This is a genomic window from Methylobacterium sp. WL64, from assembly GCF_008039945.1.
Taxonomy (GTDB): Bacteria; Pseudomonadota; Alphaproteobacteria; order Rhizobiales; family Beijerinckiaceae; genus Methylobacterium.
The window spans coordinates 1-12,767 of sequence record NZ_VRVA01000134.1 but is presented as its reverse complement, the minus strand read 5'-3'; the positions used below and the strand labels follow the sequence as shown (position 1 = coordinate 12,767).

Annotated in this window: 10 protein-coding genes; 7 read left to right on the top strand and 3 right to left on the bottom strand. The window is 67.2% G+C overall.

The features are described from left to right. Nucleotides 1-516 precede the first annotated feature (516 nt). The 4 genes from FV242_RS29210 (at nt 517) to FV242_RS29195 (ending at nt 4,863) form a co-directional block, all read left to right on the top strand. Nucleotides 517-1,854, top strand: a complete 1,338-nt coding sequence (locus tag FV242_RS29210; protein WP_246692941.1) for an FAD-binding oxidoreductase — start codon at nt 517-519, stop codon at nt 1,852-1,854. A gap of 479 nt (nt 1,855-2,333) precedes the next feature. After that, nucleotides 2,334-2,810, top strand: a complete 477-nt coding sequence (locus FV242_RS34885) for a hypothetical protein (protein WP_187278609.1) — start codon at nt 2,334-2,336, stop codon at nt 2,808-2,810. A 41-nt stretch (nt 2,811-2,851) separates the two neighbouring features. Then, nucleotides 2,852-4,339 carry a hypothetical protein gene (locus tag FV242_RS29200; RefSeq protein ID WP_147941358.1) on the top strand — a complete coding sequence of 496 codons (1,488 nt, stop codon included), beginning with the start codon at nt 2,852-2,854 and terminating at the stop codon, nt 4,337-4,339. A 146-nt stretch (nt 4,340-4,485) separates the two neighbouring features. After that, the gene (locus tag FV242_RS29195) at nt 4,486-4,863 is read left to right on the top strand and encodes a hypothetical protein (RefSeq protein ID WP_147941357.1); all 378 of its coding nucleotides are present in this window, start codon (nt 4,486-4,488) and stop codon (nt 4,861-4,863) included. Nucleotides 4,864-4,974: 111 nt separating this feature from the next. Here the strand turns inward: FV242_RS29195 and FV242_RS29190 are convergent, their stop codons facing one another. The 3 genes from FV242_RS29190 to FV242_RS29180 form a co-directional block, all read right to left on the bottom strand. Beyond that, complete coding sequence (locus tag FV242_RS29190) at nt 4,975-6,714, bottom strand: type IV secretion system DNA-binding domain-containing protein (RefSeq protein WP_147941356.1); 1,740 nt, start codon at nt 6,712-6,714, stop codon at nt 4,975-4,977. Between the two features lie 80 nt (nt 6,715-6,794). Then, nucleotides 6,795-7,298, bottom strand: a complete 504-nt coding sequence (locus FV242_RS29185) for a hypothetical protein (RefSeq protein ID WP_147941355.1) — start codon at nt 7,296-7,298, stop codon at nt 6,795-6,797. Next, nucleotides 7,298-8,182: a hypothetical protein gene (locus FV242_RS29180; protein WP_147941354.1), complete on the bottom strand. Its 885-nt coding sequence runs from the start codon at nt 8,180-8,182 to the stop codon at nt 7,298-7,300. The genes FV242_RS29185 and FV242_RS29180 overlap by 1 nt, the downstream gene beginning before the upstream one ends. A gap of 188 nt (nt 8,183-8,370) precedes the next feature. Here FV242_RS29180 and mobF point away from each other — a divergent pair, with 188 nt between their 5' ends. The 3 genes from mobF to FV242_RS29165 form a co-directional block, all read left to right on the top strand. After that, complete coding sequence (mobF, locus tag FV242_RS29175) at nt 8,371-11,118, top strand: MobF family relaxase (RefSeq protein WP_147941353.1); 2,748 nt, start codon at nt 8,371-8,373, stop codon at nt 11,116-11,118. Further along, nucleotides 11,111-11,302, top strand: coding sequence for a hypothetical protein (locus FV242_RS29170; protein WP_147941352.1), 192 nt, complete (start codon nt 11,111-11,113; stop codon nt 11,300-11,302). The genes mobF and FV242_RS29170 overlap by 8 nt, the downstream gene beginning before the upstream one ends. A gap of 532 nt (nt 11,303-11,834) precedes the next feature. After that, the coding region (locus tag FV242_RS29165) for a recombinase family protein (protein WP_306440334.1) at nt 11,835-12,767 on the top strand (933 nt) is incomplete at its 3' end.

The window sequence follows — 12,767 nt, the reverse complement described above, 5'->3', positions numbered from 1 at the left end:
GCTCGCGGATACCATCAGGGCCAGCGGTCACATGAACGACTGCATCAACAGGCCGGACACAAGACTGCACCCGACCAACGCGTCAGAAGCTCAATTCGCCGCTTGCAATGCGGGAGCCATCCACACAAGACATTCCGAAAGCCTGCAAAGGGTCGATAGGAGGCTGTCCGCTTTTCCGGCCGGCATTCTCCGAAGCGGCCGTTCCGCTTACGGCCAGCCTCGGTCGCGCCGAATCGCCAGTGCGCGCAGGACCGGACGTTCCGCTTGGTCCACGTTACCGAGGCCGTCACGGCGTATCGGGCGGATTGATGGCGAAGCGTAGGGCTGCTCTTGCCGCGTCGGGGCGCCCGGATAGAGTAGCTGCCCCTGCAGCGCCGGTGTGACGGCGTCAGCCACGAACCTATACATCTCCTGCCACGAGCCGTGCCAACCCGGATGTTGTCTTCGCCATCCCCCGATCTGTCCGCCTTCCATGAGTTCCTAGGAGAGGGCGGTCTCATCACCGATGCCGCCAGCTTGACGCGCTACACCCACGATCAGCGCGCGTTGATGCAGGGGCAGACGCCTGGCGTTCTGCGCCCGCGCTCGACTGAGGAGGTTCAGGAGATCGTCCGCCTCGCAGCGCGCCTTGGCTTTGGACTTGTGCCCCAGGGCGGCAACACCAGCTACGTCGGGGGTGCCACGCCGGAGCCCGGCCGCAGGCAGCTCGTCGTGACGCTGGAGCGGATGAACCGGATCCGATCCGTCGACGCGACGGGCTTCACTCTTGCCTGCGACGCCGGCACGATCCTCGCCGACGCGCAGGCGGCTGCGGAGGCAAGCGGCTGTCTGCTGCCGCTGAGCCTTGGTGCCGAGGGCAGTTGCCGTCTCGGCGGCAACGTCGGCACCAATGCCGGGGGACTGCAGGTGCTACGCTACGGCATGACCCGGGACCTCGTGCTCGGCTTGGAGGTCGTGCTACCGGACGGATCGCTGTTCTCCGACATGCGAACCTTACGCAAGAACAACATCGGCTATGATCTGAAGCAGCTCTTCATTGGCGCCGAGGGTACGCTCGGCATCGTGACTGGGGTGGTGCTCAAGCTCTGGCCCGCGCAGACACGGCGTGCCACGGCTTGGGTGCAACTCACGGCAGGCGCACCTATCCCGGAGATCGCCGCTCTGGTCCGACGGGAGACCGCAGACCTCGCCTCCACCTTCGAGCTCATTTCGGCCTCATCGTTGGGGCTCGTCGCCGACATGCGCGGCGCCGAACTCGGGCTCGCGGCTGGGCCCGGCGGCGCGGTGCTGCTGGAACTCTCCGCGTCCTCGGAGCGCATCCCGCTCGACGATATCCTTTTGGGCACTCTGGAAGCGCTGATCGAGGCTGGTCATGTCGAGGATGCTGTGCTCGCCCAGTCAGAGCGGCAGCGGCGCGAGATGTGGACGATCCGCGAGACCATCCCCGAGGCGGAGAAGCATGCGGGTGGATCGGTCAAGCTCGACATAGCTGTGCCGACTTCGGCGGTCTCCGCCTTCCTGATCCGGGCCGGCGCGGTCGTGGAGGCGCATGCTCCGGGCACGCCTCTGTCGTTCTATGGCCATGTCGGCGATGGCAACATTCACTTCAATTTGATGGTGCCGCCCGGCCGCGACCGGATCGCCTTCACGCGAGAAATCGAGGAGGGCGTCGCTCATGCGGTCTACGCGGTGGCGATCGACCTCGGCGGGAGCTTCAGCGCCGAATACGGCATCGGCCGGTTCAAGCGCGACTTGCTAGCCCGCTACGGCGATCCGACCCGCCTGGCCCTACTCGGCGCTCTAAAGCAGGCCATTGATCCGCAAGGATTGATGAATGCGGGGGCGATGATCTGACCGGAAGGGCCAAGCCGCCCCGGCAGTTCAGTAAGTGTGCGCGGCATCAGTCGCGAGCCGGCTCGCGCGGGAAATAGTCCTCATCGCCCACCTCCGTCAGGCACCGATCCGAGCTGCCTAGCAGCCGAAGCGTGCCCGACACGGCGAGCCTGGCGAGGGAAAGTTTTGTGTCCGCTTCGCCACCTTTGTCGCCAAAAGCAGACGCGCTGCTTTCGGCCAGACTACGCCATGCCTGATCGCCGACCCGCGCCAAAGCAGTCGTTCGGCTCTGCGCCCATTCCGGCCATTCGGCGGCCTATGACGGCATCCCGATAGCGGACATGTCAGAGACACCGGTCCTCGCATCGCAGGTGCACAGGTGTGCATGGACTTTGAATCTTTCTGAAGCATTTTGCAGCGTTTCGAACGGTTTCGGAATGCTTCGAATTGCTCCGTTTTCCGTGAGAGGATCGCAACAGCTGCGTTTTAGATCCTCGGGCATGGACACGGACCACCTTCGATCGGGTTTGGCACGGCTTGCCTCCGACCTGAACCTGGCAGGAGAGCCGATCGCGCTCGATGTCGTGGTCGCGCGTCACCTGCCGCTGCTCAGCGAGGCGCGCGCGGCGCGGCTACGCTGGTCAAGCCTCGCGAGGCTTGTCGCCGAGGCAGGGGCACGCCGCCCGGATGGAAGTGCCATCTCGGCCGATCAACTCCGCGCGAGCTATTCGCGGGCTGCTCGTCATTGCCTTCGCGTTCAACCGGCACCTGTCGAGAGGACTGAGGCCAAGGTTCGGGCAACGAGGCACCTCCCGAGCGTGGGCTTCGTCGAACGGTTCGCGATGGCGCCTTCTGAGCCGACCATTGCCGGAGACGTCGAACCTTCGGGTAAGCGACGCCCGGAGAAATCCGACCGGACGACGGATCCGGAGCCGACCGATACCGAACTCGCCTCGGTTCGGGCCCGCCTCCGGTAGACAACCGCGTAACGACTTTTCCTTCGTAAAAGGGCAGCCCTGTGGCATTTCGCAGTGATACGACGCTCAACGACGATCCAAATGGTCTGCGGTTTTGGGAGCAACACGACCTGATCGACGATCAGCTGGTCGTTACGCCGGCTCGCAGCAGCCTGGAATGCATTATTTACTTCGATCCACAACGGCGAGAGTTTCTCGACTTCGATCGGATCGAAGAGAAAGTCTCCGCAGAGCTCGCGCCACGCCATCGCGTGTTCCGGTTCGAGCCACTGACCGGGGAGAACATGGCGAGTTGGTCGCCGTTCCTGACGCCAGAGGCCGAACGCGCTTTCCTGCGCCATGGCTATGGCCGAGCGCCCGTCGGGCTTTCATCCGGCATTCCGCGTCCGCCGCGTCCGGTCGGATCGCCCGAGAAGAACCGGACGCTGAATCTGAACTACGATGCTTTCTACGGCCTTGCCGCAAAACTGAATGCGACTCTGAGGGCTATTCAGGACATCAGACCGGCAGGCGCTCTCCCGGCGTGGCTGCGGCGCGATCCGGCCGAAATTCTCCAGCCCGTCTGCGGCTGCCTGCCGAGGAACGGAGAGGATAAGCTCGGGATCCCCCTGACGCGACAGGGCGACCTCTGGCTCGGCTGCAATGATTTCAAGCGTAGCCAAGTCATCTTCCCCGCGGTTGCGGCCACGCCCGCGACGGCGGTCACGAAGGGGCGCGAGGTGCGTGTCCGCTGGTACGGGCTGAGCCAGGAGAAGATGAGAGCGCAGATCCGTCGCGAGTTGACGGACTGCCTCGACAACGATGTCGACGGCTTCGACCTGCCGGCTCTCGCCCTGTTCATGTGCCAGAACGTCATGATGTTGCGGCTCGCCGCTGAAGCGGTGCGGCGCCGGTTCGCCGCCTCCCGCGATCAGTACGACGACGATCGGCGCGTTCGCGATCATGAGGATCTCAATCTGAGCCTGAAGATTGAAGGCGCGCACGACATCGATCCTGCCCTTGTCCGCCTGCAAATCGAGCACTGGGAGCCGACGCTTGCGGAGCGAACTCTGATCGGCTTCTATGGTGGCACCGCTCCGGTCCCGAGCCACAACTCAACGACCGAAGTTTTGCGAATCGAGCGGCTTGCCCGCTGGGTGGGCGAACTGCGTCGAGGCTGCCACGCTGATCTCGATCCCGCGACCGCGGCGGACATCCTCGGCATCTTCGAGCGCCCGTCGCCCGAATTCCTGGACCTCTTCGACCACCGGGTCGCATGGTCCCCCTTCGCCGTTCTCGACTCGCTGATCGGAGGGGCCGGCTGGACCGTCCTCCGAGAGGCGGCCCTGCGCGTCGTCGAACGGTCGGTGCCGTTCAGCGTCTCGTACGCCTTGAGCGGCCAAGGGCAACGATTGCCCGGTGCGAACGTCGATCTCCCAAACCGACACGTAACGGTGTTCGGTCCGGCACTGCTGTTGCCGATCGAGAACGGATCCGAGCTTCGGGATCAGGCACGAGTGATCTCCCCTCGCGGATTGTACGTCGACTGACGGGCGCGCTCTTCCGGGGTCTTCTGCTGCACTGCAATTCGTCGGGACCAAGCAGTCGTATCCAGGGCGGGCGCTGGGCCGAGCAGCCCGCGCGAGCCGCTCCCAAGCCCGGGACGGCTCGACCCATACGGAAGGAGTGCAAGCGCATGCCGGGATACGACATGGACCTGGACATGAAGGTCAAGGCGGTCGGAGACGACCTCGTCGGCAGGCTCCGAGCCCTCAGTGGGCTCGAAGCGGTCGAGTCTCACCGCTTCGCAGTCAGAACCTGCCAGGACGCCCTCGGCGCCCTGCCGATCGGCGACGGCCTCAATAGACTGAGCGACGCTCAGGTCCAGGCGTTGCTGCCGAAGGTCGAGGCGGCCCGCGTGGCCGTCGCGGTCCTGGCCGCCGTGCTTGAACAACGCGGCCGAAACTCGAGGCGGCCCGCGTGGCCGTGGCGGTCCTGGCTGCCGTGCTTGAACAACGCGGCCGAAAGACGAGGTGGCCCGCGTGACCGTGGCGGTCCTGGCTGCCGTGCTTGAACAACGCGGCCGATGATCTGATGGCCACGTGAGAAGGGCCGCGGGTGGGAACGCTTCCATCCGCGGCCTTTTCTGTTCGAGGTTGGCGTCGCGCCGCGTCGTGTCGCGCGGCTAGGCTTGCGCGGCCCTGACACCATGACCAGCCTTGCGTGGCGCGGTCAGCCAGCGCGCGGCAACGTAGCCCTCCCGCTTCTTCGGCCAGACCGTCAGCGGCCAATCGAGTTCGTAGACGTCGCCGAGCCCGGTGATCGCGGCGCGTAAGCACTTGTGCGTCGGGTCCTCCGGGTCGGTACCGTTCAGACGAACGCCGAGATCGCGCGTCAGCGCCGTCGTTGACAGGAGCGGCCGCTCACCGCGCAGGGTCCGATAGGCAGCCTTGCGGTCGGGGTCATCGTTGCGCTCGTGCCAGACGAGCGTCCGTCGTCCGATCAGCGCCTCCGCCCGCTCCGCTGAGGCACCCGTGGCGAGAGCCGAGAAGATCCGCAGTCGGAACAAGTCCTGCACGACCTGTCCCTGCTCGGCGCCATAGACGACCGGAAGCTGGGCGAGGCTCTGAACCGCTGCAGATACTACGAGGCCCTTCTCCCGTCCCAGGGCCAGGGCGGTCTCTATGCGCGGGATCCGGCCGAGAGCTGCGAACTCGTCGAGCACCAGGGTCACACGGCGTTGCGGATCGACCGGCAGGCTCGGATCGCTGATCCCGACCACGACCCGGCCGAGCACGGTCGTCGAGACCAAGCTCGACAACACTTCGTACTCGGACGTTGTCTGCAGGACGACCGTGCGCGGTCCTTGGCCTCGCAACCAGCGCCGGACCGAGAAGCGCCGCTCCCGCGGCGTGTTGGCCCAGGCCAGAGCGAGCGGACGTATACCGGCGAGGGCACCGGACCACAGCGTCGCCATCACGCCGAAGGTGGTGTTACCGATCCCGTCCTCGCCTTGACCGAGCAGTGGGCTGGCGGAGAGGTCGAGGCGGGCGACCCTGGCGCGGATCGCCTCGGGCTCGTCGAGCAGACGCTCGAACAGGTCTAGGAATGTCCAGCGGCCTTCGTGCTCGGCGGCAAGGTCGTGCAGGACATCGACGAACACTGCACGCGCGCTCTGCGCCCAGAATGCACCGCCTTCCGACATCGGAATGACGGCGGCGGCCAGATCCATGTAGGCCGCGTCGCCGACGAGGTCGGCGGCCGCGTCCCAGGCCCAGCCTTCTGCGTGATGCGCGCCGATCAGCGCCGTTTCCTCGCGATCGAAGGACTGAGCGACGTCGCCCTTGACGCAATGCAGGAGGACCTGGTCTCCGCGGGCCATGGCCTGGCTGGCCAGAGCCCGCAGGATGTTCGACTTGCCTGAGCCCTTGTCACCGACGACCAGCAGACCCAGACCCTCCGCCTCGCGCGGCAGCCGCACGCCTGGTGCGAGCCAGAGGCCCATCTTGGACGTGGCCCCGTAAATGCCCCGCAGCCGCCCGGTCAGCATCCGCGCGGCATCCTCGTCGCGGTAATGTCGGGGCTCGTCGGCATGGGGTTGCATGACCCCGCAATCGCTCAGCGGCGTGTTCCGGTGCGCGAGGAAGCCAGCGACCAGCCCTCCGGCGAGCGCACAGAGTAGAGCGAGACCGGCCCGGCGCTGCATGCTGAGTTCGACCCAGGGATAGTCGAGGTAGGCTGGAAACTGGCGAAGCGGGATCCGGTAGGCGCCGTCACTGGGATCGGTGAAGGGCAGCGCCAGCACCGTCAGCACAGGCATCGCCGCGACCGTGATCACAGTCATGGCGAGGAGCGCCGTCTTTACGGACGGTGCTAATGAGCGGCGCGGTGCTGTGCCGAGATGCGGTTGGAGGAATGCGGACATCGTTCGTTCCTGGACAGGGAGGGACGGCCGCGGGCGTCCTGGAGGGCGTCCGCGTTCGGTTTCGGTCGTCTCGTCGGGGTTCAGAAGTTGCTCAGGCGGAGCAGCGCAACACAGACGGCCGCCAGCAACGCGCCGGTGGCGTAGCCCCAGCGCCGTGCCCGGACCTCGAAGCCGGGAGCATCCTCCCGACACGCGCACCACCAGCCCTCGATCCTGGCGACAGCCGGCTTCGCGGGCCGCCGTGGCCGGGACGCGACCGGTCTCGCCCTGGCCGAGCGCTCTCCACTCCCGATCGGTTTCTGCCCGACCGCCGTCGGCGCCTCGTGCCGCAGTTCCCTGATGAATCGGGCGAGGCCGTCGGGTCCGAGGCGGCTGAGCCGCCTCGCACTGATCGCTCCGGGATCCGTCAGTGCTTCCCGTGCTGTTCGCCGCGCCAGGGCGAGGCGGGCGGCCCGCCCTTCGTCGAGGATCGCCTCCTCGACGGCCTGCCGCGCGGATCCCGATCGCGGCAGGCCCGAACCGAGAGCGTGCGTCGGCGGTCCCAGGGCTTCCTCAGGGCGGCTGCGGCCGAGGTCGGCGGGCATCACGCCTCTCCGGGGGCGACGATGCCCGGCAAGAGGGGCGCGAGCTCCGCCCGCATCGTGCGCACGAAGGCGGTGACCGCCGAGCGCATGATCTTGGCCTCGGACACCTCCTCGCCGAGCAGCGCGGCGGCCTCGACCGGCGCGAGGCTCATGGCCTTGATGAAGCGCAGCGCGTGGTTCTCGTAGGCGCTCCAGGCATCCGCCTCGATCAGCGGCATGACGAGATGGTGACGGCTCGGGCCGTCGAGGAGCGGCGCGAGTTCCGAGCGCCAGACGAGGGCGGCGTCCGAGCGTGGCTTGAGTTCTGATAGGCGTCCGTCGCGCTGGTTCTCGACGAAGACGATGCTCGCCTGCGGCAGCGCCTGCACAAAGGCCCGAATCGTCGCCGCCGCCTGCCGCAGCGCCTCGCTCTCGATCGGTGCGGGCACCAGAACGACGGCGGACATGCCCCAGGCGGCCAAATCCTCCTGCAACTCGGCCTTGCGCGCCCAGAGCGCCGTCAGCTCGACCCGGTTGGCACCGACATCGAGCAGGACGCAGGCCTCGGTCCGCGGCGCCTCGGCGCAGGCATCGTAGAGCGGTGCGAACGGGCCGGTCAGTGCCCGAGGCGCCCGCATCGCGGCCTCGTAGTCCGGCACGATGGTGGCGACGCGGGCCCCGAGCATCGCCCCGAGCCGGCGCTGATCGTCGACCTGGAAGGGGCGGTAGGGCCGTCCGGCCAGCGTCCAGAGATCGGCGATCAGGGTCGCCAGCGTGGACTTGCCGACGCCGCCTTTGCCGCTGGCCACCGTGACGAACTGGGGGCGAGGGGCGATAGAGGCGGGCGGTGGATGAGAACCGGTGTCGCCGGTCGGCCGGGCGGACTGCGAAGGTTTGGCTGGCATGGTCTGCTCCTGGTCGGTGCCGCGGACACGTGTCCGTGGACGGAGCAGACCGAGCATCGGATTACCTGCCTGGAATTGCATTGCAGCTTATATTCTGGCGAGCCGTCGCCACGCGATAGCTTTTCTAGCAATGCAATTGGGCCGCCCGAGGCACGCCTACTGAACTGCTTCCAAATCTGGAGGCAGCTATGGTTGCGTCGATCGCGGCAGGAACATCCCCTCGCTACTATCTTGCTCAGGTCGAGTACTATCTCGGCGGTCGCGAGCCGGCCGGACGATGGCTCAGCGTAGGTCCCGGTCTCGGCTTAGAGGCCGGTACACAGGTCGAGCGCGCACCGTTCGAGCGCCTGCATGCCGCTCGGGACGAGCAGGGTCGTCCGCTGCTCAGCCACCGCGATGGCCGGGCCGAGCGGGTCGGCGGCTACGACGTCACCTTCAGTGCGCCCAAATCCGTGTCTCTGCTCTGGACCCTCGGCGACCCGGAGATGCGGATCGCGGTGGAGGCGGCGCAGGTGGCGGCGGTCGCCGCCGCGCTCGACCTGCTCGACCAGAACGCCGCGTTTTGCCGCCGCGGCAAGGGTGGCCTGATCCGCGAGCGGGTCAAACTCACGGCGGCACTGTTCCAGCACGGCGAGGCGCGTCCGGCCGAGCATGATGACCGCCTGACCTTCTCCGACATGGCGTTGCATCATCACGCCTGTGTGCTGTCGCTGGCGCAGCGGGCCGACGGCAGTTTCGGTGCCCTCGACGGCAAGGCCCTGTTCGCTTGGAAGATGGCGGCCGGTGCGGTCTACCACGCCGAGTTAGCCCGCGGCCTGCAGAGGATCGGCCTTGCTATCGAGCCCGCCGGCTCGAACGGCCTGTTCGAGGTCGCTGGCGTCGACCGTGGCCTGTGCGCGTACTTCTCGGCCCGTCGCAACGAGATCGAGGACGAACTCGCGCAGGCCGGAATCGGCAGCAGCGCCGAAGCGCCCGCGCTCGCCGCCGCCAAGGCACGAGCCTCCCGCCGGGCCAAGGAGCCGGCGACCCACGCGGGCGAGGATCGTCACGTCTTCTGGCGCGAGCGCGCCGCGGCGCGCGGGTTCGCACCGGAGGCGGTGCTGCGCGCGGCCGTCGACCAGGGGCGGAAAGTGACTGTTCTGTCGCATGACGAACGGGAGGCCCTGATCCGCGCACGGGTCGAGGCGATCCCGAGCGCGCTCACCCAGACGCAGAGCCTGTTCGAACACCGGCATCTGGTCGCCGCGGTCGCATCGGCTCTCGTCGGCACCGGTACCGGGGCCGAGCGCGCCGCGGCTGAGGTCGACCGGCTGGTCGCGGCCGGCGAAGTCGTAGCACTGGGGTGTGACGCGCGCTGGCCGCACCCGGTCTACTCGACACGGGAGATGATCGGCATCGAGCGCGGTCTGCAGGCCGCCGCGGTCGACCTCGCCGCATGCAGCGTGGACAACTCTCCGGCCGCGGCGCGGGTCGCGGAACTCGTGCGCCTCGCCGACCTCAACCCGGAACAGGCGCATGCCGCACGGTTCGCCGCAGCCGCTACGGTTCTCGGCATCATCGAAGGCGCGCCGGGGGTCGGCAAGACGACGCTACTCGCGCCGGTGGCGCAGGCTTGGCGGGAGACCGGTTGGCGTATCATCGGCGCGGCGAGCGCCTGGAAGGTCGCCCACGCTCTGCGCGACGACCTCGCGATCGAGGCGCGGGCCATCGACAGCTGGCTGGCGGGCGCGGATCAGGGGCGGCCGTTCCTGCAGGACAAGACCCTGCTGCTGATCGACGAGGCCGGCCTCACCGGCAGCCGGCAGCTGCATCGGATACTGCAGGAGGTCGAGTGCGCCCGGGCTCGGGGTGAGCAGGTGGCGTTGCGTCTCGTCGGCGACCGCAAGCAGCTGCAGCCGATCGGTGGCCCTGGCCTTCGTATCGTCGCCGACGCGATCGGGACGCAGCGGGTCGACACCATCGTGCGTCAGCGTCACGGCTGGGCACGTGAGGCGGTGACGCATCTCGGCGCAGGGCGTGCCGAAGAAGCCCTGGCGCTGTTCGATCGTCACGGCGTCCTCAGCGCGTGTGCCGGGCCCCGCGCTACCGTCACGGCGATGATCACCGCCTGGGCCTCGGCGCGCGATTCGACCCGAACCACGGCGGAACCGCTGCTGATCGCGCGGACCAACCGTCAGGTGCTGGCACTGAACGCGGCTGTGCGCGAAGTCCTGCGGGGCGAGGGCCGTCTTGCAACCGAGGATGGCGCGAGCCTGAGTGCAGTCACCGCCTCAGGCCACGAGCACCAGCTCGGCTTGGCCGTCGGCGATCGTATCCGCTTCCTCGCCCGCGTGGACGCGATCGACGCGATCAACGGAACGGAGGCCGTTCTCACCGGGATCGAGCGGCACGATGGTTCCGGCGGAGGCGGGCTGCGCCTGACGGCCAGGATCGGTGACCGTGAGGTCGGCTTCGCGCCTTCCGAGCTGGCCGACCATCGAGGCCGCGTGCGGCTCGGGCACGCTTATGCCACGACCTGCTTCGGGGCTCAGGGGCTGACCACCGACGAAGCGCTGGTCTGGGTCGATGCCGGGCTCGATAGGCACCATGCCTTCGTCGCTGCGAGCCGGGCACGCGAGATGACCCGGCTGTTCGTGGACCACGTCAGTCTCGACGCCGCGGTTCGTCAAGGCCGGTCTCTGAACGAGCGGGGCCGCCCGGTCGAACCCGACGAGCGCCGGATCGCGCTCGCGCGGCTTCTCGCTCGCTCGGGGGAGAAGGCCTCGACGCTCGATCATCCCGCCGCGATCGGTGCGAGCCGGGAACCGATCGACCAGCCTCGATCCGTCGGGGGCATACCCAAGACGGACGTTCCCGCCATCGAGCAGAGAGGCGCGGACGCCCGCCTGCCGACGCGCGACCGCCGTCGCAGCAATGGGCTCACCCTCGATGGCTGAGCCCGCCCGTACATCCCCTACCTCAATCGTCAAGCGGAAGCGGCCGGCTCGGGGCAAGCGCGACGGGCTCAGGGTGGTCATCGACCATCTCGATCTGTCGTCAATCAGCCAACGGGAACTCGATGTTCTGGAGACCTATCTCGGCGCGCGTCTCGACGAAATCTTGCGCAAGATGCGCACATGACATCGCTCGGGCGCTCGACGCGATCGAGACGGCTGACATCCGCTCGATGCGCGGCCTCATGGCTTGGCTCGCTGTCGAAATGGTGCCGATCCGCGGCGACGCAGCTTGGCGACCGTCCTCGGGCATAATGCCCCCCTCAACGTCCCCGATCTGGATCGATGGCGCGGTACACGCCAGCCTGACGCCGCTGGTCGATGCGCTGTTCCATGAAGCGACTCATGCCACCAGTCGCGCCTTTCGCAACCATACGCTCCTTCCCGGCTGCAGGCTGCATCCGCAGGAGCACGTTGCCGAGGAGATAGCGGCAGGCTCGCCATGGCGCGATGTTCCTCACCGACCAGAGCTACGATGACGCGATCGAGGTCAGCACAGCACCGCGAGATACCTTATGACGATACGATCTCGTCGGGTCAGAGCAAAGCCGGCCGTCGCGCGTCAGTCGCGCTGGGAAAATCACAGGATGCGGGCCGCCATCCTCTTGAGACCACGCTGCGTACGAATCAGACTCCGTGAAGCGTAAGAGAGTACTCCCATGACGATGCATGTTCCAAAATCTCGGGTCGTACAGCCTCATAACGGGCCGTTGAGGGCGGTCGCTTACTTGAGAGTCTCGACCGGACGACAGGCAGAGTCGGACCTTTCCATTCCCGATCAGAGGAAGAGGGTCTCATCCTTCTGTGCCGACAAGGGCTGGTCGATGATCGCCGAGTACGTCGAGCCTGGAGCCTCGGCCACCGACGACAACCGGCCCGCATTCCAGAAGATGATCGAGCGGGCCTGCGATGGTGACCACCCCTTCGAAGTGATCGTCGTCCACTCCTACAGCCGCTTCTTCCGCGATGCCTTCGGCCTAGAGATGTACCTTCGCCGGCTCGCCAAGGTTGGGGTGCGGCTGGTCTCGGCCACGCAGGAACTCGGCGACGATCCCGCTCAGGTGATGATGAGGCAGGTGATCGCCCTGTTCGACGAGTACCAGAGCCGTGAGAACGCCAAGCATGTCCTGCGCGCGATGAAGGAGAATGCCGAGCAGGGTTTCTGCAACGGCGCCCGGCCGCCGCTCGGCTACCTGACCAAGGAAGTCGAGCGCCGCGGCAATCGGATCAAGAAGCGGCTCGTTATCGATCCGGTCGAGGCCGAGACGGTGCGGCTGATCTTCCGGCTCTACCTGCACGGGGACGGCACGTCCGGACCACTCGGGATCAAGAAGCTGGTTTCATGGCTGAACGCAAAGGGGTACCGCACACGCTCGGGAGCACGCTTCGGTGTCGCCTCGATCCACACCATCCTGACCAACAAGGTCTATATCGGCGAGTGGGTGTTCAACCGGCGGGACTCTAAGCTCGACTTTGGCCATTTCGACCGGCCGTGGAACGCGCTGGGTGACGAAGCGGGCTTGATGGATAGGCTGGTGGTGTCCCTCGCCAGAGACGCCCCATGCCGCACCTGCCCGCCCGCTTCGCCGGGA